Below are 19,846 nucleotides of genomic sequence, written 5' to 3'. Positions count from 1 at the left end.
GGGCCCTCTCCCGACCAACACCGCCAACCAGGGGGGGGGGGGGGGGGGGGGGGGGGGGTTTTTCTCTTTTTTTTTTTTGGGGGGGGGGGGGGGGGGGGGGGGGGGGGTCCCCCCCCCCCCCCCCCCACCCCGGCTCATCCGTCCGTCAGGGCCGCGACCAGTTCCTCCGCCGTGCGGGGACCGGTCCCGGTGTCCGGCAGCCGGCCGTACGCGCGCAACAGCCGGGCCGCCGCCACCCCCCACGGCAGCCGCAGCCCCGCCGCCGCGAGGAGGTCGGTGCGGGCCAGCATGTCGGTCACCGGGCCGGTGCGGGCGCCCGACGGGGTGAGGAGGGCCGCGTCGTCGGCCCAGCGCAGGGCGAGGTCCACGTCGTGGGTGGCCATGACGACCGTCGTGCCCCTCTCGCGCAGCCCGTCGAGCGTCGTCAGCAGGCGTTCCTGGCCGTCGGGGTCGAGGCCCGCCGTCGGCTCGTCCAGGATCAGGACACGGGGACGCATGGCGACCGCGCCCGCGATCGCCGTCCGCTTGCGCTGCCCGTAGGAGAGCAGGTGCGTGGGACGGTCGGCGAGCGCGGTGATGTCCAGGGCGGCGAGCGACTCCGCCACCCGGGCACGCACCTCCGCGTCGGACAGGCCGAGGTTCAGCGGGCCGAACGACACGTCCTGACCGACGGACGCGGCGAACAACTGGTCGTCGGGATCCTGCACCACCAGCTGCACGGTGGTCCGCAGCGCCGTCAGCCCCTTGCGGTCGTACCGCACCGCCCGGCCCGCCACCGTCAACTCGCCGTCGTCCGGGCGCAGTCCGCCGCTCAGCAGCCGCATCAGCGTCGTCTTGCCGCTGCCGTTGCGCCCCAGCAGCGCCAGCTTGCGCCCCTCGCGCACCTCGAAGTCCAGGCGGGTGAGCACGGGCGGGCCGTCCTCGTACGCGAAGGACGCGCCCCGCAGGGCGACCAGCACGGACTCGCTCACGACAGTGGCCTTTCCAGTACGAGGGTGAGGGCGGCCAGCGCCGCCAGGAGCGCCACGCTCGCGACCGTGAACCGGACGGAGACGCGGGCCTCGGGGACCAGGACGCGCAGGGTGCCGTCGTAGCCCCGCCCGGCCAGCCCGGTCTGGAGCCGCGCCGCCCGGTCGAAGGAGCGGACGAACGCGGTCGCGCCGAGCCCGCCGAGGGAGCGCCAGGCCGCCGCGCGGGTGGTGTGCCCGAGCCGGGCCGCCTGCGCCTCGCGGATCCGGCGCACCGAGTCCAGCAGCAGGAAGCTCATCCGGTACGTCACCAGCGCCACGTCCACCAGCGGCGCCGGCACCCCGGCGCGCACCAGGCGCGGCAGCAGATCGGACATCGGGGTGGTGAACGCGAACAGCAGCACCCCGAGGGAGGCCGCCGACGTGCGCAGCAGCAACTCCCCGGCGCGCAGCGGCCCGTCCTCGGCCGGGGACACGAACCCGTCCGGGCCGCCGACCTGCACCAGCAGCGTCAGCGCCCCGGTGACGCAGAAGCCCAGCGGCACCCGGTAGGCGCGCCACAGCCGCCGCCCCGGCACGCCCGCCGGGCCGAGCAGCACCACGAGGGCGGTCAGCAGCACCAGGGCCGCGCCCGGCCACGGGGGCAGCGAGACGGCGAGCACGGTGAGGCCCAGCCCCAGTACGGCCTTGTCCACGGGATGACGGCGGCGCCAGCGGCTGCTGTGCGCCGCCGCGTCGATCGGCAGCACGGGCCGTCAGACCCGTCGTCGTTCGGGAGCGGCTTCGTCACCGGCGCCGGCCTCGTCACCGGCCTCCGCCGCCGCGAGTGCCCGCGCCTCGCCCTGCCGCCGCCCGCGCCGCAGCCCGAAGTAGTACGCGAGGACGCCCGCGCCGAGCGCCGCCTGAAGGGCGAACAGCGCCGACTCGATCTCCCCGGACGGCGGTTCGTACAGCGGCGCGAACCACGGCTCGTAGTCCGGGTCGATCTCGGCGATCGCCGTCTCCGCCTCGGCGTCGGAGCCCGTGAACGGCTCCTCCTTGTGGTCGCCGAGCCCGAGCACCAGGGGGATCACCGCGAGCGCGGCCACGAGCACCAGCAGCAGCGTGTTGATCTTCGCGTTACGGCTCATCGGGCCACCGCCCCGGCCGAGTCCGCCGTCTTCCGCCCGGCCGCCGAGGCCACCAGCACCCCGAGCCGGGTCAGCTCACCCCTGCTCGACTGCACCAGCATGCGCATCACCAGCACGGTCAGCAGCCCCTCGCTCACCGCGAGCGGGATCTGCGTCACGGCGAAGATGGAGCCGAACTTCCCCAGCGCGCCCAGGAATCCACTGCCCGGATCGGGGAAGGCGAGCGCCAGCTGCACGCTCGTCACGCAGTACGTCGACAGGTCGGCGACGAACGCGCCGGAGAACACCGCGACCATCAGCGGCACGTCGTACCGGCGCAGCAGCCGGTAGACGCCGTACCCGGCCCACGGGCCGACGACCGCCATCGAGAAGACGTTGGCGCCCAGGGTGGTCAGCCCGCCGTGGGCGAGCAGCAGCGCCTGGAACAGCAGGGTGATGGTGCCCAGTACGGCCATCGCCGGCGGGCGGAACAGGATCGCGCCCAGCCCCGTACCGGTCGGGTGGGAGCAACTCCCCGTCACCGACGGCAGCTTGAGCGCGGACAGTACGAACGTGAACGCTCCCGAAGCGCCGAGCAGCAGCGTGCTCTCGGGATGTTCCCTGACCTCACGGATGAGCGACCGGGCTCCGTGGACGACGAACGGCGCCGACGCGACGCCCCAGGCGACCGCGTGCGCCGGTGGCAGAAAACCCTCGGCTATGTGCATGGCTCAGCAGACCCTCTCCAGCACCTCGTGGATGGTTGACGCGCCTTGGCCGGTCTCCTGGCTGACGGGTACCACCGCCCGTGCTCCGCCTTCCCGGGTCCCGAAGAACCCAGTGGCTGCCCGCGAGGGCCGGAGCCGGACTTCCCGATCACAGTGGCGAGGGCCGCACCGGTATCGCACCGATTTCCCGTCACCAAGGCGTGGTGACAGTAGTGCCCGTTCCGGTCCGGTGACAAGCGGCCACAGGGGGCGCTCGGACGGCGCCCGGCAGCTCCCACCCCGGCGCACACCTGAGCACTTGACACGGGCGGCGCCGCCCCTCGGAACGGGGGAGTGAGGGGCCGGCGTCATGGGTAGAGCCTTGCTGCAATTAATATGCAACAACGACTTTCAGGCAACAGGGGTGTGAGGTTCCATGACGACCCGACGAATACGGGCCGCCGCCGCGGTCGCGATGGCCGGCGCGGTCGCCGCCTGCTCGGCGCCGGGCGGGGGCGGCGCGGACGGCGGAGCGTCCGCCGAATCCGTCGTGATCGGTGTCCCGTCCGAACCGGACACCCTCAGTCCGCTGCTGGGTTACGGCAAGGACGGCAACTCCAAGATCTTCGACGGCCTCCTCGCCCACGACGCCGACATGAAACTGAAGCCGGCCCTGGCGAAGGCGCTCCCCGAGGTCACCGACGGCGGCCGCACCTACACGTACACCCTGCGCGACGGCGTGACGTTCAGCGACGGCGAGCCGCTCACCGCCGACGACGTGGTCTTCACCTACCGCACCGTGCTGGACGAGAGGACCAACAACACCGCCAAGAGCGAACTCGACGCCATCAAGGAGGTCAGGGCGGAGGGCGACGACAAGGTCGTCTTCACCCTCGACCACCCCTACGCGGCCTTCGCCTCCCGCACGGTGCTGCCCGTCGTCCCCGAGCACATCGCGGGCGAACAGGACCCCAACACCGGCTCCTTCAACACCAAGCCGGTCGGCACCGGACCGTACGTCCTCACCGGCTGGAGCAAGGGCGAGAAGCTCACCTTCAAGGCCAATCCGGACTACTGGGGCGGCGCCCCGAAGGTGAAAAAGCTCACCATGGCGATCATCGCCGACGACGACGTCCGCGCCACCCGGCTGCGCTCCGGCGACCTCGACGGCGCGACCCTCCCGCCCAACCTCGCGGCCACCTTCAAGGACGACGACGGGAAGAGGACGTACCGGGCGACGTCGTACGACTTCCGCGCCGTGACCCTCCCCACCGGCAACCCGGTCGCCGGCGACACCGCGATCCGCCGCGCCCTCGACCTCGCCGTGGACCGCGAGGCCATGGTCGACAAGATCCTCGACGGCGCCGGCCGCCCCGCCTACGGCCCGTTGCCCATCGACGACCCCTGGTACGCCAAGGGCATCGAACGCCCCCGGAACCTCGACGAGGCCGGGCGCATCCTCGACCGGGCGGGCTGGAAGCCCGGCAAGGGCGGCATCCGCGCCAAGGACGGCCGCCCCGCCCGCTTCACCCTCTACTACCCCTCCGGCGACAAGGTCCGCCAGGACCACGCCCTCGCCTACGCCTCCGACGCCAAGAAGGCCGGCATCGACGTCAGGGTCGAGAGCGCCACCTGGGAGGTCATCGAACCCCGGATGAAGCACGACGCCGTCCTCGCCGGCTTCGGCAGCACCGGCGATCCCGACTTCGGCCTCTACACCCTGCTGCACTCCTCCCTCGCCGGGGACGGCTTCAACAACATGGCCCTGTACGACAACCCGGCCGTGGACGAGGCCCTGGACACCGGCCGCCGCACCCAGGACCCCGAGGACCGCAAGGCCGCCTACGACGACCTCCAGCGCGAACTCGTCGAGAACCCCGGCTACACCTTCCTCACCCACATCGACCACATGTACGTCCTCGCCGACCGCTGGTCGGACCTCACCACCCAGACCGAACCGCACGAGCACGGCTTCGCCAGCGGCCCCTGGTGGAACGTCGAGGACTGGCAGACCGAGAAATGACCTCCCTCCCCTGGGGAGAGATGACCCGGCTGGTGGCACGGCGGGCCCTGTTCGCCGTGCCCGTGCTGCTCGTCGTCACCTTCGGCGTGTTCGCCGTCGCCGCCGCCTCCCCCTTCGACCCCGTCAAGGCGTACGCCGGCACGGCCGCGCTCGGCGCCGACCAGGAGACCCTGGACCGGCTGCGCGAGAACCTCGGCGTGGACCGGCCGTTCACGAGCCGCTGGTGGGACTGGCTGACCTCCGCCCTCGGCGGCGACCTCGGCCAGTCCACCGTGATGCGTCAGCCCGTGGCCGAGGTCGTCGGCGAACGCCTGGTCTGGTCGGCCCTGCTGTGCGCCGTCGCGTTCGCCGCCGCCGTCCTGCTCGGCACCGTGCTCGGCGTCCTCGCGGCCCGCCGGCCGGGCTCGCTCCTCGACCGCGCGGTCACCTCCCTCGCGTACGCCCTGGAGGCCGCCCCGGTCTTCTGGATCGCCCTGCTCGCCGTCTGGCTGTTCGCCCTGAACCTGGACGTCCTCCCGGCCGGCGGCCTCACCGACACGGGCAGCGACCACGTCACCGCCGGACAGGTCACGAGCCACCTGGTCCTGCCCGCCGGCGTCCTCGCCGTCTCCCAACTGCCCTGGTTCACGCTGTACGTCCGTCAGGGCGTCGGCGACGCCCTCGCGGAGGACCCGGTGCGCGGAGCCAGGGCCCGCGGCCTGAGCGAACGCACCGTCCTGCTCGGCCACGCCCTGCGCTCGGGACTGCTGCCGGTGCTCACCCTGATCGGCTCCCGCGTCCCCGAACTCATCACCGGCGCCCTGCTGGTGGAGACCGTGTTCAGCTGGCCGGGCATCGCGGCGGCGACCGTGGAGGCCGCCACCGCCGTCGACTTCCCGCTGCTCGCCGCGCTCACCACCCTCGCCACCGCCGCCGTCCTCGCCGGAAACCTGCTCGCCGACCTGCTCTACGGACTGATCGACCCGAGGGTGAAGCTGAATGAGATGTGACCCACATGGCTGACACCACCACCGCCGTGACGAAGACGGTGTGGCGCACGCACGGCACCGCCCGCCGCTCCACCCACGCCCTCCGGCTGCGCGTCTCCGCCGTCCTGGTCGCCGTGACGGTCCTGGCGGTGCTGCTCGTACCGCCGCTGGTCCGGCTCGACCAGCAGGCCGTCGACCTCGCCGCCAAGCTCCTCCCACCCAGCTGGTCCCACCCCTTCGGCACCGACGACGTGGGCCGCGACCTGCTGCTGCGCTGCGTCTACGGCCTCCGTGTCTCCCTCCTGGTCGGTGTGGTGGCCGCGCTCACCGCCACCGTCATCGGTACGGCCGTCGGCGCCACCGCGGGCGCGCTCGGCGGCTGGGTGGACCGCGCGGTCATGCGTCTGGTCGACACCCTGTCCTCGGTCCCGCACCTGCTGCTCGGCGTCTTCGTCGTCGCCATGTTCCGGCCGGGCGTCTGGCCGGTGGTGATCTCCGTCGCCGTCACCCACTGGCTGTCCACCGCTCGTATCGTCCGCGCCGAGGTCCTCTCGCTGCGCTCCCGCCCCTTCGTCGACGCGGCCGTCTCCGGCGGCGCCTCACGGTGGCGGGTGACGGTACGGCATCTGCTGCCCGGTGTGCTGCCCCAGGCGGGGCTCGCCGCCGTCCTGATGGTGCCGCACGCCATGTGGCACGAGTCCGCCCTGTCCTTCCTCGGCCTCGGCCTGCCCACCCACACCGCCAGCCTCGGCACGCTCATCCAGGGCGCCCGCGGCTCGCTCCTCGCCGGACAGTGGTGGCCGACCCTTTTCCCCGGCCTGTTCCTGATCATCCCCACCCTCGCCGTCGCCGGCCTCGCCGGTGTCTGGCGGGAACGGATCAATCCGCGCCGCCGATCGGAGCTGACGCTGTGACCGAGCGATCCCCCGTGCTGTCGGTGCGCGGCCTGTCCGTGCGGTTCCTGCTGCCGGGCGGGCGGCGGATCGCCGCCGTCACCGACGCCCACTTCGACGTGGCGCCCGGCGAATGCGTCGCCCTGATCGGCGAGAGCGGCTGCGGCAAGTCCGTCCTGGCCGCCGCCCTGCTCGGCCTCCTCCCGGCCAACGCCCGGACCGCCGGCCACGCCCACCTCGGCGACCTCGACCTGCTCGCCGCCGACGAACGCACCCTCGCCCGCACGGTACGGGGCCGCAGGATCGGTCTCATCCCACAGAGCCCCGCCGCACACCTCACCCCCGTACGCACCATCCGCTCCCAGGTGGAGGAGACGGTCGCCCAGCTCACCGGTGTGCGGGGCCGTACGGCGCTGCGCGCCGCCGCCGAACGGGCCGCGGAGCGGGCCGCGTTCCCGGCGGACCATCTCGACCGCCATCCGCACGAACTCTCCGGCGGCCTCGCCCAGCGCGCCGCCACCGCCCTCGCCCTGGTCGGTGACGCGCCCCTGCTCCTCGCCGACGAACCCACCACCGGTCTCGACCGCGACCTGGTCGACCGCACCGTCGACGAACTCCGCCGCCATGTCGACGCCGACGGCGACCGGGCCCTGTTGATGATCACCCACGACCTGGCGGCGGCGGAACGCGTCGCCGACCGGGTGGCGGTCATGTACGCGGGCCGCATCGTCGAACTCACCGACGCGGCGGCCTTCTTCGGCACTCCCGGCCCCCGGCACCCCTACAGCCGGGGCCTCCTCGACGCCCTCCCCGACCGCGCCTTCACCCCGATCCCCGGAATGCCCCCCGAACTCGGCGACCTGCCCCCGGGCTGCGCCTTCGCCGCCCGCTGCGACCGGGCCACCGACACCTGCGCGACGCTCCCGCCCCTCACCGACTCGGTCGCCTGCCACCACCCGGCCCCCGCGGCCGCCCCGGAGGACATCCGTGCTTGAACTACGCGCCGTCACCGCCGGATACGACCGCCGGGCCCCGGTCGTACGGGAGGCGACCCTGACCGTTTCCCCCGGCGAGTCCGTCGGCCTGCTCGGCCCGAGCGGCTGCGGGAAGTCCACCCTGGCGAGGGTCGCCGCCCTCCTCCACCGCCCGGACTCCGGGGGAGTCGTCGTCGACGGCACCCCCGTACGCCGCTGGCGCCACCGGGCACCCCGCGAGCAGCGCACCGCCTTCGGCGTCGTCTTCCAGCAGCCCCGCCTCTCCGCCGACCCCCGCCTGCGCCTCACCGACCTGATCGCGGAACCGCTGCGGGCCACCGGCCGCCGTTCGTCCGTCCCCGGCCGCGTGGCCGAACTCGCCGAGACCGTCGGCCTGACCCCCGACCTGCTGACCCGCCGCCCCCACGAGGTCAGCGACGGGCAACTCCAACGCGCCTGTCTGGCCCGCGCGCTGGTGCTCCGCCCCCGCTGGCTCATCTGCGACGAGATGACCGCGATGCTGGACGCGTCGACCACGGCGGCGCTGGTGGGCGTGGTCGAGGACTACCGCACCGCGACGGGCGCGGGCCTGCTGTCGGTGGGCCACGACCACACCCTCCTGAACCGCTGGTGCGACCGCACGGTCCACTGGGAGACGGTCGTCGGACGGTGATGCCGGGCGCCCGGACCGTGTGCGCGAGGGGAGATCACCGTACGCCCGAGTGCTGGGCGCGCGGAGGGTTGGGCCGCCCCAGCGCGGAGTTGAGCCGGTAGGCCCCGCCCAGCCCGTGGAACACGGCCATGAGCAGCGCTCCACCGAGCGCGGCGACGAAGCCCGCGGCGGGATGGTCGGGGAGGTCGGCCCAGTACCCCAGGGCGACCGCCAGCGCGAGGCCGAGCGTTCCGGCCACCGCGTTGCGCAGGGGGCCGTTGCCCCACACGTTCGGGAAGTCCTCGCCGACCACCCCCTTGACGAAGTGCGGAACGGCGTTCGCGCCCATGAGTCCGGCGAGCGCGGAGAGCAGGATCACGTGCCACATGACGAGCCCCTCGATTCAGTCAACACCCGTTGACTGAACGATAGCCCCGTGTCCCCATTTCGGTCAACGGTTGTAGACTGACGTTCATGGACTCCCGCCCCACCAGCCGGGCCGAGCAGCGCCGCCGCACGGAATCCCGCATCCTGGACGCCGCCCGCCGGCTGTTCGCCGAGCTCGGCTACGACCGGGCCACCATCCGGGCCATCGCCACCGAGGCGGACACCGATCCGGGGCTGGTGATGCGGTACTTCGGCTCGAAGGACAAGCTCTTCGCCCAGGTCTCGGGGTTCCAGGAGGACGAGCTGGTGACCGGCTCCCCGGAGCAGGCCGCCGAACAGCTGCTGGCGGCCCTGGAGCACAAGCTCGCCCAGGAACCCACGGAGGCGCTCGCCGCGCTGCGGTCGATGTTCACGCATCCCGACGCGGCCGACGACGTCCGGTCCGCCATGGTGTCCCGGCAGCGGCAGGCCGCCGGGCACCTCGTCGACGACGACGCGGACCTGCGCGCCGGACTCATCGGCGCGCTCACCATCGGCACCGTGATCGGACGCCACCTGCTCCGCCTGGACGGCCTGCGGGACGCTCCCCCCGAGCGGGTCACGGAGCTCCTGCGCGGCGCCTTCCACGACATCGCCGGCGGTGGCCCGGACCGGCCGGACGACCAGCGCGGCACCGGGCGGACGAAACCGAGCCCGTCCCGGTAGCCGCGCGGCCCAGGGTCAGCCCTGGGCGCCGTCCATGAACTCCTCCTCGCCGAGCGCCCCCGCCGCCATGCCGCCGAGGAAGCCCTCCATGAGTTCGTCGACGCGCACCTCCGTGGCGCCCGCCGGGGCCGTGGTCTTCTCGCCCTCGCCCAGGCGCAGCACCAGCGCGAACTTCTCGACCTTCGCCTTCTCCGCCAGCGGGGCCAGGTCGACGGACACCTCGGTCAGGTCGCCGTTCCTGAGTGTGAAGTCGGCCGTGACCTTCTCGTCCGGGGCGTCCTTGAAGTCCTTGGCCGTCGGCAGTTCGGCGCCCGGCGGCAGTTCCTTCGCCAACGGGCCGAGTTCGCCGAACAGTTCGGTCATCAGGGTGCGGAAGGGCGCCGTGGCCTCGATGTGCTCGGTGCCGTCCGACCCGCCGGAGGTCTTGAAGTCGACCTCCTGGGCGATGACCTGCCGCACCGCCTCGGCGAGCTTCTTCTGCGTCTTCGCGTCGAGCGTGGGCTCCGCCGACGGCTCCCCGCCGTCGGGGCCCGGCGCCCCCGACATCCGCTCGCCGGTCTCCTCCAGCTCCTTCGTCGCGACCTTGATCCACCCGCCGCCGAGGAACGTCTTCAACGCGCCCGCGCTGTCGGGCAGTTCGTCGGCGGGCGGCATGGGGCTGCCGGACATCCCGGCGAGCGTGTCCACGTCGGCGCGGAGGTAGGTGTAGTCGCCGACCAGCCGGTACTCCAACAGGTCGCCGTCCGGGGTGCCGAGCTTCAGCGCCATGGCGCTGAAGTCCTCCTCGCTGGACTTCTCGAGCGGCTTCCGCGACCGCACGGAGACGGAGATCCGCGCGTCGCTGAGCAGTTCGGCGACCTCGTCGGGGAGCGCCTCCGCGGGTTCGGCCCCGGCGTCCAGCGCCTTCAGCGTCGCGGCGTCGGTGTCCAGGTCCAGCTCGAAGGAGAGCGAGCGCTCCTTCCCGAGCCGGTCGAAGGCCTGGTCGAGCTTCTGCCCGGCGGACAGGTTCTCCACGGTGCCGCAGGCTGCGGAACCGGCCAGGACCGCCGTGGCGACGGCGGTGGCGGTGAGGGTCTTGCGTATGGCGGAAATGACGGTCTCCTCGTGCATGTGACCAGGGCGGTCACTGCGAAGACCGATCAACGTCTCGAACGGTTGTACGTCGCACGGGAATCGATCCGGGGCGGCTCACCGCCGCCTGTTCGAGTGGCGGACATCACCGGCCGTTCGTCCACCGTTCAGCCGCGCTCCCTAGCTTCACCACATGTCAGACGCATCCGATACCGCGACACCGCCGTCGGTGCCGCTCCCCCGGGAGAGACCCGACGGGCCGGCACTGGTCAGCTACGTGCTGCCGGTGTTCAACGAGCAGGACGGCATCCGGCGCTTCCACGACGAGCTCGTGGCCGCGATCCGTACCCGCCCGGAGCTCTCGTTCGAGCTCGTGTACGTCAACGACGGTTCGTCCGACTCCTCCTTGGCGATCCTCCGCGACCTGGCGAAGAACGACGCCCGGGTACGGGTGGTCGACTTCGCGCGCAACTTCGGGCACCAGATGGCGATCACGGCCGGACTCGACGAGGCGCGCGGCGACGCGGTCATCGTGATGGACACCGATCTCCAGGACCCGCCGCGGGTGAGCCTCGAACTCATCGACGCCTGGCGGGACGGCGCGGAGGTCGTGCACGCGCGGCGCCGGTCCCGGCGGGACACGCTGTTCAAGCGGGCGACGGCCGCCACGTACTACCGGGTCCTCCGGGCGTGCACGGAGGTCGACATCCCCCTGGACACCGGGGACTTCCGGCTGCTGGACCGGCGGGTCGCCGACGAGCTGCGGCGCTACCGCGAACGCAGCCGGTTCGTACGGGGCATCGTGGCCTCGATGGGCTTCGTCCAGACCGAGGTGCACTTCGACCGGGACGAGCGGTTCGCCGGGGAGACCAAGTACCCGCTGCGCAAGATGGCGCGGCTGGCGATCGACGGGGTGACGGGCTTCTCCACGGTTCCGCTGAAGCTGATCACCCGCCTCGGCTTCGTCGTGCTGACCCTCTCCTTCGCGGGGATCGTGTACGCGCTGGCGATGAAGGTGTTCCGGCCCGACATCACGGTGTCCGGCTGGACCATGCTCATGGTCGTCGTGCTGTTCCTGGGCGGGGTGCAGATGCTCTCGCTCGGCGTGCTCGGCTCGTACATCGGGCGGACGTACAGCGAGGCGCAGGGGCGGCCGCTGTACATCGTCCGGCAGGTGGTCCGGCATGACGGTGACTGACGCGCCCACCCGGACCGAGCGGCGCGCCCTCCGGCAACTGGTCGGCTACACGCTCGTCGGCGGCAGCGGAGTCGCCCTGGACCTGGCCGCTTTCGCGCTCCTCTACAACGTCCTGGGGTGGCACGAGCAGATCGCCAACGTGGCCGGCACCACCCTCGGCATCACCAACAACTTCGTCCTCAACGCGGTGTTCACCTTCGACAAGCGCGACCGGCTGCCGCTGCGCCTCGTGCGCTTCTACACCGTGGGCCTGTGCGGCATCGCGCTCACCTTCGGGCTGCTGTGGCTCTTCGCCGGCCGGCTCGGGACCGACCCGAACCTGGTCAAGGCCGCCTCCCTGCCGCTGGTCCTGGCGGTGCAATTCCTGCTCAACCGGAAGTGGAGCTTCGCGTGAACCTGGGCATCATCGGCGCCGGCGCCACCGGACTGACCGCCGCCTACGACGCGGTCAAGGCCGGACACACGGTCACCGTGCTGGAAGCGGCCGACGAACTGGGCGGCCTGGCCGCCTCCTTGACCGTTCAGGGCACGCCGCTGGAACGCTACTACCACCACATCTTCCGCTCCGACCGCGCCATGATCGAGCTGATCGAGGAACTGGGCCTGGGCGACTCCCTGCGCTTCCACAAGCCCACCACCGGCATCTACCGCGCCGGGCGTCTGCGCCCCTTCAGCACCCCGGCGCAGATGCTGCGCTTCCTCCCGCCCGTCCCGGCCTTGCGCTTCGCGTTCTCCTCCGCCGCGCTGAAGGCCGTACGCAAGGGCGAGCGCTTCAACGACCGCACGGCGCTGGGCTGGCTGCGCCGCTGGGCCGGGCGGCGCGCCACGGAGGAGATCTGGGAGCCGCTGCTGCGCGGCAAGTTCGGGGAGCGCGCCGAGGAGGTGTCCATGGCCTGGCTGTGGGCCCGGGTGCACTGCCGGACCTTCGAACTCGGCTATGTGCACGGCGGGTTCGAGAAGGTGTACGCGGCACTGGCGGACGCGGTCGCCGCGCACGGGGGGAAGATCGAGTTCGGCAAGCGGCTGACGCGGATCGCGCAGGACGGCGACACGGTCACGGTGGAGACGGGGGACGGGTCCTCGTACGGCTTCGACCACCTGGTCGTCACCACCCCGCAGCCCGCCTTCGCCAAGGCCGCCGGGCTGCCCGCCGACGACGTGGTGTGGCACAACCAGTACCTCGGCGCCACCTGCTTCGTCCTGGAGCTGGACCGCAGCCTCATCCCCTACTACTGGCTCAACGTCAACGACACCGACTTCCCGTTCCTCGCCGTCGTCGAGCACACCCGGATGGTGGACCGCGCGGAGTACGGCGGCAGGCACGTCGTGTACGTCGGAAATTACGTGCCGCGCGACGACTGGCGCTTCACCTCCGGCCCGGAGGAACTGCTCGACGCGTACGAGCCCTGGCTGCGGCGCCTGAACCCGGACTTCGACCGCTCCTGGATCACCGACTGGCACTTCTCCCGGGCGCCCTTCGCGCAGCCCGTCGTCACCCCGGAGTACCGGGCGCTGATCCCGCCGCACGAGACGGCGATGAGCCGGGTCACGCTGGCCACCATGGCGCAGGTCTACCCGCAGGACCGGGGACAGAACTACGCGGTGGCGATGGCGCACCGGGTCACGGAGCTGATCGGCGCGCGGTGAGCGCGCCGAGGGACACCACCGGCGCGCTCACCGCGCGCCGGGGCGTGTCGTCCCTCGTCAGCGCAGCCGGCACACCACGAGCTGTTTCGCGGGCGCCCGCGGGCAGTCGTAGCGCGCCTCGACCCGCCGCGCCAGCGCCCGGTCGATCTTCGCCGGGGGGAACCAGCCGCGGTTCAGCACCGCGTACCGCGGCGGCGCCTCGTCCAGGCAGCGGGCGTTCTCGGCGTAGGAGTCGAGGGCGCTCACGTCCGGCAGATAGCGGGTGCGCTGGAGGAACGTGGGAATCGGGTAGCGGCAGGGCGAGGCGTGCCCGATGAAGTACGCCTCGTCGCCGAAGGCGAGGTACTGCACGAGCGCCCCGTCCGGCAGCCGCCGCCGCACCTCGTCCGCCGCGTCGGCCTTCTCCTCGGAGACCCGCAGATACGCGAGGTTGGTCTCGCCCACCTTCCCGCGGTCCATGAGGTGCGGGGAGGACGGCCAGACGGTCACCGCGACGAGTCCGACACCCACCACAGCGGCCGGAACACGGAACCCGGAACCGCCCCGGCCCGAACCCCGCCGCACGTCGAAGAACGCGGCACCGAACGCGACCACTCCCGCCGCCCACACCACCGCCGAGCGCTGGAGCCCCTGCGGGGCGGCCGAGTACAGCGGGAAGAGCACGGCAAACGCGCCGCTGACCACCACGAACCCCAACGGCGCCCGCCCACGCGCCCCGTACCACCGAGCCCCCGCCAGACCCCACAGGGCGGCGGCGCCCACCGGCAGCGCGGCGGCGTGGTACGCGAACCAGTTGCCCTGCACCACGACCGCCCCCAGGCCCACGGCCGCGGCGGCCACGGCGAGCACGGCCCACTCCGCGCGCCGGCGCCGGTCCTCCTGGCAGGCCAGCAGCAGGAGCAGCGCCGCGGGCAGCAGAAGCAGTACGGGGCTGAGCACGGCCCGGTCGGCGAGGAAGTCGACCGACCGGGAGAAGAGCTCCCCGGGCCGCACCCCCTGCCGGGACAGCGAACCCTGGTTGATCTGCGGCATGTCCCGGATCCACTGCCACTCCCGCGACCCCGACCAGAGGCTGAGGCCGAGCAGCAGCGCGCTGGACACGGCCGTCGTGGCGGCGAGGAGCAGGGCGCGCACCCGGTCGGCGGCGAAGACGGCCAGCAGCGCGATGAGCGCGGTCGCGGCGGTGGAGTACTTCATCATCACCGCGAGCCCCAGCGGCACGGCCGCGAGCGCCGCCGCGGGCAGGGGCCGCACGTCCGCGAGCACGACGGCCATCGCGACGACCGACAGCAGCGCGGCCGTCCACTCCGGCTGGAGAAAGTCGGTGCGCGGCGCCAGCGCGAGCACCAGGGCCACGGCGGCACCGGCCAGATCCGCCTCCCGCGCCGGCAGCAGCCGCCGCAGCGCCGCGCGCAGGGCGAGCCCGGCGGCGAGGCACAGCAGCACACCGGCGGCCCGCAGGACCGCCTCCCGGACCGCGGTGGGCCCGGCGGTCAGCTGATCCAGGCCGTACAGGAACCACCGGTAGAAATAGGGCCGGTGCGTAAAGGTCTCCGACGGTGAAATACCGACCGCCGCGCTGCTCCGCAAACACGCCAGTACATACCGGATGTCGCCGTGCAGCCGCGCCGTCACCACGGAGCAGACCAGCACGGCCCCCACCACGAGCCCGACGACCAGCCGGAGTCCGGGCGTTCGGTGTCCGGCCGGCGGCTGCGTACGGGGCCGCGATATCAGCGAGTTGGTCACGACGCGGGACATTAACAGCATTCCGCGAATACCTTCGCAATGAATTCGACGCTTCGGGTCGTTCATTTGCAGGACATCTACGATTGCCCTTGAGTTGGCCGGGAAATTCCCGCGAGGACTTCCTTGTGATCAAGATCGCTTCACTGTTTGTGCCGTGCGGGGGAATGCCGCGCAAATGTACCCACTTGTTCGTGTGGACTCGTTCACACGCCCTCCATATCGTTCCCACGCAATCGCTCGCATGATCGGTTCCATGGGGCTCTGGGGAGGGCTGGGGGATGTTTCGTCGTGCCCGCACACGCAGGAGGTCCGGCAGACGGGCGGCCTTGACGCTCGTACTCGCGCTCGCGGCCGGACCGCTGTCGGTCACCGGTGCCGGTCCGGCCGCGGCCCAGCCGCCCGGCGCCGCGCCCCGCGCCGCCGCAGGGACCGGTGACGGGACCGGTGACGGGCGGGCGGCGTCCGAGGACGCGGCGCTCGCGCAGGCCGCGCGCACCGGCAAGAAGGTCGAGGTCGTCTCGGCGCGCGGGGAGAGCAGGGACGTGTTCGCCACGCCCGAGGGGCACTTGGAGGCACGCGAATACCTGCGCCCCGTCCGTACCCTCAGCGACGGCGAGTGGGTGGCGATCGACACCACCCTGGCCGTGTCAAGGGCGACAACTGGAAGCGTCCGCGTGTGACCGGAGGCTGCTGATGAAGTACGTGCGCGTCGAACCGCTGCGGGATCAGTACGGGTACCACCTCGACCCCAAGGAGTACTTGCGGATCCTGCCGCGGCTCTCGGCGGACCTACCCACCGGCGCGGCGGCGTTCGCCACCGGTTCCGGTCACTACGACTTCCGGGACTCCCGGTGCGTCAAGGATCTGGAACTGAGCAGGGCCACGCTCTCGGACGACGACGGGGAGATCTCCCTCGAACTCGTCCTGGCTCCGAACCAGTGGAAGCACGAGGTCGGTCTGCGCATCCGGTACTCGGACGTCCGCTCCTTCCGCGTGGACGCCGGGGATTCGGACGGCATGCTGCCGAGACTGGGTGCCCTCCAGCTGGACGAACTGCTTCCTCATCCCTCGGGCATGACCCACGAGATCGCCTTCACGTCCGGCTCCCTCCTCGTCGTCGCCGTCGATCTGACGGCGGCATGGGAGTGAACACCTGTTGACGGCCTGCGCGGCTCCCGGAGCGGTCCGCCGCTCCGGGAGCGTCTTTCGGTGCACGCACCGCACTTCGGGGAGGGAACTGTTCGTGGCTGCCGAGATCTCCAGGGACGAGATCACTCGGATCCTGGCGGGTACGGTCGTCCGCTCCATCGGTAGAGCCGCGGACCTCGGCGTCGTCGAGTTCGACGGCCCGGACGGCCGGTCGCTCAGGATCCACCTCCAGTGTCCGTTCCGGATCGTGCAGGACGGGAAGGTCGTCCTGGGGTCCGCGGACATGCGGTACGCGCAGAAGGGCGCGGGAGAGCGGGCCTTCGACGAGTTCCGCATGATCTACGACGCCCGAGCCACCACGCTCAATCGAGTGCTCGGCGAACTCCGCCCCTCCGCCGACGGCGTGACCGTCGGCGAGGCGGGTGAACTCACCGTGAGCTGGGAGCCCGCGTTCCGGCTCGAGGTGTTCCCCGACTGCTCGGGACGGCTGGAAGCCTGGCGGGTGCTCGTCCCCGGGGAGACCCACCACGTCTTCCCACCGGGCCTCGACTGATCCCCTGATCCCGAGTGGCGGCGGCGCTAGGTCCGATGGACGCGGATCGTGGCGTACGCGTAGGACTCGCCCTCACGCGGCGCGCGGTTCCAGGACCGGGTGGTCAGTTGCGGCAGTATGCCCTCGGTCAGCGCGAGCCGGGGCAGGGAGAGGCCGAACTCGTTCTGCACGGCGGCCAGCAGGCGGCGCTGACGGTCCGCCTCGTCGGCGCCGTGCAGGACCCGCTCGGGATCGAGGGTGTGGGGCACCGGCCCCGAGCGTTCGACGTCCGTGCCGCGCAGGGTGTACGCGTACAGCTCCTCGCCCTGCTCGGCGACCGACAGATGGAACACCCCGAGGCCGCCGTCGCGCGTGCGGCGCGTCCACAGCACCACGGCGCGTCCGGCGCGCGAGGCGGCGACGGCCGGGGAGACGAAGAAGCTCCCGGGCGACTGGGTCCGCGGAGCCGTGTCGACGCCGAACGCCCACCCGGAGCCCGTCCGGCCCACCGACACCACGGCCCGGTCCTCCCACGGCGCCAGGTCGTCCCGCCGCTCCTGGCCGTGGTGGTGCCACCCGCTCCGACGGCCCGGCGGTGCGGTCAGGCCGGCGCCCCCGTCCTCCCCGATCAGGGCAACCAGCGCCTCCGGCTCCGCACCCTCCACCCACAGGCACCGGTAGGAGTCGTGGGGCGCGTTCCACCGCGGGGTGTCCGCCAGCCAGCACAGTCCCGGCGGATCCAGGTCCGGCACCGGATCGGGCGCGGGGCCGGGTCGGCCGGCCCGGGGCGTGGCCAGCAGCTCCAGGCCGCGCTCCCGCGTCACCACCGGACCCAGCACGGGGTCCGCCAGCAGGCCGAGCGGTGCCAGCAGGTCCGGCCCCGGCGGCGACCACGACGGCAGCGCGGCACGGATCACCCGCCACGCCGTGTCCGTGTCCCCCCACCTCGCCGACTCCCACGCCTCGGCGACCGCCCGTCCGAAGGCGCCGTCCGCGGCGTAGCGGTAGGTGCGGTCACGCACCCGGTCCAGGATCTCGTCCGCGGCAGCCGAGACGCCGTCATCGGTCTCGGTGCCCAGGACGAACCGGTGGGGCATGCGGCCGGGCCGGCTGTCCCTCAGGTGCTCGGCGGCCATCACGGGCACCAATTCGCCCGTGTAGCGCGGATCGGCGACGAGCTCACCGAATCCGTAGTGTCCGCCGCCGTGCGCCAGCACCTCCAGCTGACGCAGCATGCCCCGGGCGCAGGGTCGTCCGTAGCGCTGGGCCTCGACCAGCAGCTCCCGGGCGGACTCCCACCTCCCGCACAGCGCCTCCTCCCGCGCACGCTCCACGTCAGAGTCCAGAGCGCGGGTGGTGTCGTTCTCGAAGCCGGGTACGCCTGCCCGCGTGGAGTGGAAATCCTCGTACATCCGCTGCATATAGGCGCGGAACGACGGGTACCGGTCCGGGAATTCGCCGCTCCACCCCTTGTAGACGTACAGGGCCCACTCGCCGTCCTCGTCGGTGTCGCCCGGGTCCAGCAGGGCGTAGGACATGTCCGAGTCGGTCTCCAGTTGCAGTGCCCGCCGCCACATCCCGGCCAGCAGCACCTCCTGCTCGGTCGAGCGCTCGGTCAGCCCCTGCTGATAGGCCGGGGTCATGTCGAACGGATCCCCGAACCAGCCGATCTCATGGGCCGCGCCCAGCCGGTAGATGGACCCTCCGTCGAGCCGCCAGCCGTTGCTGGCCCCCAGAAACTGCCGGTAGGACGGAGGCAGCCGGGCACCCAGGCGCTTCTCGGCGGCGGCTATCTCCGCCTCGGTGGCGGGCGGAGCGGCGAGCGCCAGGTCGGCGAGGGTCAACCCGCCCTCCTCCAGGTCCTCCATGTCGTCCTCGCCCGGAACCCATTCCTCCTGCCAACACCGAAGAAATCCCTGCCAGTCGAAGTGACGCCCGCTCTTCTCAATCACGCACCGATGGTGACAGCCGCCACTGACATCGACCGTCCCACGCCCGTACTCGCGCCCCTCCCGCGTTTTCGGACGTCCCGGCAGGAAGCCGTGCAGGGTGTCGTGACTGACGTTGGGCATGCCGCGAAACTATGCGCGAGGCAAGAACATTCGTTGGCTTTTGAGTTGTGATCACCCGTTTGGTGGAGCCCTCTGAGGTTGACGCCGAGGCGTGCGGGCAGGGCGGGGTGAGTGCCGAGTCCGCTCTACGTGCACGGGCAGGCCAGTCCGGGGACCGTGCGGTTGGGGGAGCAGGTCACCACGGCCAGGGAGAGGTACGAGGGGCGTTCGAGGTAGCAGCCGTACGACACGTCGGCGCCCGCGCGCAGTCGTTCGGCGGCGGCGTCCACCAGCCGGGCCAGGCGCGCGGTGTCCCCGTCGCCCTCCGCCGCGAACCGGGGCGCGTACTCGGCCAGCCGCTCCCCGAGCCAGGCCGCCGCCTCCTTCGCCTCGTCCCAGGTGCCCCGGACCAGTGAGCGGGGCTTGACGAGCCAGTACGCCGTCTCCAGGGGCGGGAGGTCGGACGTGCGGAACTCCGCGGCCACCTGGCGATAGCGCTCGATCAGTTCCGGCCTGCCACCGGCCGGGGGCGGATCGGGGTGCGGGGGCCGCCGCAGGGCCTCGTCGTCGAAGCGTGTCTTCGGGCCGGTCCACAGATAGGCGTGGTGGTGCACGAGCAGTTCCCGTTTCAAGGAGCGCCGGCCGGACGCGGGAGGTACCCGGTCCGGCCGGCGGCAGGGAGGGGAGGGAGGTCAGGCGCCGATGCCGAAGCGCGCCGGGTCGATACCGGCGGCGTCCAGCTCCTTGGTGGTGAACCGCAGCGGCTGCGCGTCCGGTCGCTTGCTGTCGCCCAGCGCCCAGGCGTCCTCACCGATCCGGGCCAGGGTCACGCATCCCTCGGTGCAGGGACCGCCGCACGCCTTCGTGAACGAGGCCCCGCTGATGTCGAGCGCGTAGAGGTTGGTTCCGTTCTGCATCTCTGCACCTTCCAGCTCGTCTGAACGCGGCCGGGTCCGGCCGCCGCCCGGTTGTTTCCGCAGGTGAGCGGTGGACGCGGACGGTTTTCCCGGCTCTCCGTGGCCTCAGAGTGGCGGTCGGACGGGGGCGGGGACGAGTGTGGCAC

22 protein-coding genes and 1 riboswitch are annotated in these 19,846 nt (G+C 72.4%); of the genes, 12 read left to right on the top strand and 10 right to left on the bottom strand.

The window, feature by feature from the left end; all coding sequences use genetic code 11:
- Window positions 1–134: 134 nt before the first annotated feature.
- Genes ACZ470_RS36400 through ACZ470_RS36385 form a run of 4 tightly spaced genes read right to left on the bottom strand, consistent with a single transcriptional unit; the run spans window position 135 to window position 2,805 of the window.
- Window positions 135–971, bottom strand: coding sequence for an energy-coupling factor ABC transporter ATP-binding protein (locus ACZ470_RS36400; protein WP_468434227.1), 837 nt, complete (start codon window positions 969–971; stop codon window positions 135–137).
- Window positions 968–1,717, bottom strand: coding sequence for a cobalt ECF transporter T component CbiQ (gene cbiQ, locus ACZ470_RS36395; RefSeq protein WP_468434226.1), 750 nt, complete (start codon window positions 1,715–1,717; stop codon window positions 968–970). Before cbiQ ends, ACZ470_RS36400 begins: the two co-directional genes overlap by 4 nt.
- 6 nt (window positions 1,718–1,723) lie before the next feature.
- Window positions 1,724–2,098: an energy-coupling factor ABC transporter substrate-binding protein gene (locus ACZ470_RS36390; protein ID WP_468434225.1), complete on the bottom strand. Its 375-nt coding sequence runs from the start codon at window positions 2,096–2,098 to the stop codon at window positions 1,724–1,726.
- Window positions 2,095–2,805 carry an energy-coupling factor ABC transporter permease gene (locus ACZ470_RS36385; protein WP_468434224.1) on the bottom strand — a complete coding sequence of 237 codons (711 nt, stop codon included), beginning with the start codon at window positions 2,803–2,805 and terminating at the stop codon, window positions 2,095–2,097. Before ACZ470_RS36385 ends, ACZ470_RS36390 begins: the two co-directional genes overlap by 4 nt.
- Window positions 2,806–2,835: 30 nt before the next feature.
- Window positions 2,836–3,018, bottom strand: a riboswitch (cobalamin riboswitch).
- 202 nt (window positions 3,019–3,220) lie between these two features.
- Between ACZ470_RS36385 and ACZ470_RS36380 the strand changes: the two genes are divergently transcribed.
- From ACZ470_RS36380 to ACZ470_RS36360, 5 genes are read left to right on the top strand one after another with little or no spacing between them, the layout of a single operon-like run.
- Window positions 3,221–4,807: an ABC transporter substrate-binding protein gene (locus ACZ470_RS36380; protein ID WP_468434223.1), complete on the top strand. Its 1,587-nt coding sequence runs from the start codon at window positions 3,221–3,223 to the stop codon at window positions 4,805–4,807.
- A gap of 20 nt (window positions 4,808–4,827) precedes the next feature.
- Complete coding sequence (locus ACZ470_RS36375) at window positions 4,828–5,796, top strand: ABC transporter permease (protein ID WP_468434229.1); 969 nt, start codon at window positions 4,828–4,830, stop codon at window positions 5,794–5,796.
- A 5-nt stretch (window positions 5,797–5,801) separates the two neighbouring features.
- Window positions 5,802–6,689: an ABC transporter permease gene (locus tag ACZ470_RS36370; RefSeq protein ID WP_468434222.1), complete on the top strand. Its 888-nt coding sequence runs from the start codon at window positions 5,802–5,804 to the stop codon at window positions 6,687–6,689.
- On the top strand, window positions 6,686–7,663 hold the full coding sequence (locus tag ACZ470_RS36365; protein ID WP_468434221.1) for an ABC transporter ATP-binding protein: 978 nt from the start codon (window positions 6,686–6,688) through the stop codon (window positions 7,661–7,663). Before ACZ470_RS36370 ends, ACZ470_RS36365 begins: the two co-directional genes overlap by 4 nt.
- Window positions 7,656–8,315: an ABC transporter ATP-binding protein gene (locus ACZ470_RS36360; RefSeq protein WP_468434220.1), complete on the top strand. Its 660-nt coding sequence runs from the start codon at window positions 7,656–7,658 to the stop codon at window positions 8,313–8,315. Before ACZ470_RS36365 ends, ACZ470_RS36360 begins: the two co-directional genes overlap by 8 nt.
- 34 nt (window positions 8,316–8,349) lie before the next feature.
- Here the strand turns inward: ACZ470_RS36360 and ACZ470_RS36355 are convergent, their stop codons facing one another.
- On the bottom strand, window positions 8,350–8,682 hold the full coding sequence (locus tag ACZ470_RS36355) for a hypothetical protein (RefSeq protein ID WP_468434219.1): 333 nt from the start codon (window positions 8,680–8,682) through the stop codon (window positions 8,350–8,352).
- 86 nt (window positions 8,683–8,768) lie between these two features.
- Between ACZ470_RS36355 and ACZ470_RS36350 the strand changes: the two genes are divergently transcribed.
- A complete protein-coding gene (locus ACZ470_RS36350; protein ID WP_468434218.1) occupies window positions 8,769–9,386 on the top strand; it encodes a TetR/AcrR family transcriptional regulator in 618 nt (205 codons plus the stop codon).
- A 15-nt stretch (window positions 9,387–9,401) separates the two neighbouring features.
- Here ACZ470_RS36350 and ACZ470_RS36345 read toward each other — a convergent pair whose 3' ends face one another.
- The gene (locus ACZ470_RS36345; protein ID WP_468434217.1) at window positions 9,402–10,496 is read right to left on the bottom strand and encodes a hypothetical protein; all 1,095 of its coding nucleotides are present in this window, start codon (window positions 10,494–10,496) and stop codon (window positions 9,402–9,404) included.
- Window positions 10,497–10,650: 154 nt separating this feature from the next.
- On the opposite strand from ACZ470_RS36345, the gene ACZ470_RS36340 reads away from it, so the two are divergent.
- The 3 genes from ACZ470_RS36340 to ACZ470_RS36330 are packed head-to-tail and all read left to right on the top strand — an operon-like array spanning window position 10,651 to window position 13,302.
- The gene (locus tag ACZ470_RS36340; RefSeq protein ID WP_468434216.1) at window positions 10,651–11,655 is read left to right on the top strand and encodes a glycosyltransferase family 2 protein; all 1,005 of its coding nucleotides are present in this window, start codon (window positions 10,651–10,653) and stop codon (window positions 11,653–11,655) included.
- Complete coding sequence (locus ACZ470_RS36335) at window positions 11,642–12,049, top strand: GtrA family protein (protein WP_468434215.1); 408 nt, start codon at window positions 11,642–11,644, stop codon at window positions 12,047–12,049. The genes ACZ470_RS36340 and ACZ470_RS36335 overlap by 14 nt, the downstream gene beginning before the upstream one ends.
- Window positions 12,046–13,302, top strand: a complete 1,257-nt coding sequence (locus ACZ470_RS36330; protein ID WP_468434214.1) for an NAD(P)/FAD-dependent oxidoreductase — start codon at window positions 12,046–12,048, stop codon at window positions 13,300–13,302. Before ACZ470_RS36335 ends, ACZ470_RS36330 begins: the two co-directional genes overlap by 4 nt.
- Window positions 13,303–13,359: 57 nt before the next feature.
- On the opposite strand, the gene ACZ470_RS36325 is transcribed toward ACZ470_RS36330, so the two are convergent.
- Window positions 13,360–15,051 carry a hypothetical protein gene (locus ACZ470_RS36325; protein WP_468434213.1) on the bottom strand — a complete coding sequence of 564 codons (1,692 nt, stop codon included), beginning with the start codon at window positions 15,049–15,051 and terminating at the stop codon, window positions 13,360–13,362.
- Between the two features lie 326 nt (window positions 15,052–15,377).
- Between ACZ470_RS36325 and ACZ470_RS36320 the strand changes: the two genes are divergently transcribed.
- The 3 genes from ACZ470_RS36320 (at window position 15,378) to ACZ470_RS36310 (ending at window position 16,753) form a co-directional block, all read left to right on the top strand.
- A complete protein-coding gene (locus tag ACZ470_RS36320) occupies window positions 15,378–15,731 on the top strand; it encodes a hypothetical protein (RefSeq protein ID WP_468434212.1) in 354 nt (117 codons plus the stop codon).
- Window positions 15,732–15,744: 13 nt separating this feature from the next.
- A complete protein-coding gene (locus ACZ470_RS36315; protein ID WP_468434211.1) occupies window positions 15,745–16,200 on the top strand; it encodes a hypothetical protein in 456 nt (151 codons plus the stop codon).
- Between the two features lie 94 nt (window positions 16,201–16,294).
- Window positions 16,295–16,753, top strand: coding sequence for a hypothetical protein (locus ACZ470_RS36310; protein ID WP_468434210.1), 459 nt, complete (start codon window positions 16,295–16,297; stop codon window positions 16,751–16,753).
- A gap of 26 nt (window positions 16,754–16,779) precedes the next feature.
- Here ACZ470_RS36310 and ACZ470_RS36305 read toward each other — a convergent pair whose 3' ends face one another.
- From ACZ470_RS36305 to ACZ470_RS36295, 3 genes are all read right to left on the bottom strand, one after another.
- Window positions 16,780–18,684, bottom strand: a complete 1,905-nt coding sequence (locus tag ACZ470_RS36305; RefSeq protein ID WP_468434209.1) for an SMI1/KNR4 family protein — start codon at window positions 18,682–18,684, stop codon at window positions 16,780–16,782.
- Between the two features lie 245 nt (window positions 18,685–18,929).
- Window positions 18,930–19,397 (bottom strand): hypothetical protein, encoded by a 468-nt coding sequence (locus ACZ470_RS36300; RefSeq protein WP_468434208.1) that lies wholly within the window; start codon window positions 19,395–19,397, stop codon window positions 18,930–18,932.
- A gap of 78 nt (window positions 19,398–19,475) precedes the next feature.
- Window positions 19,476–19,700, bottom strand: coding sequence for a DUF397 domain-containing protein (locus ACZ470_RS36295; RefSeq protein ID WP_468434207.1), 225 nt, complete (start codon window positions 19,698–19,700; stop codon window positions 19,476–19,478).
- Window positions 19,701–19,846 lie beyond the last annotated feature (146 nt).

The sequence above is a fragment of the Streptomyces sp. NPDC031111 genome (genome assembly GCF_055570675.1).
Note: the sequence above shows the minus strand (reverse complement) of the source record. Positions and strands in the feature narration are given on the sequence as shown.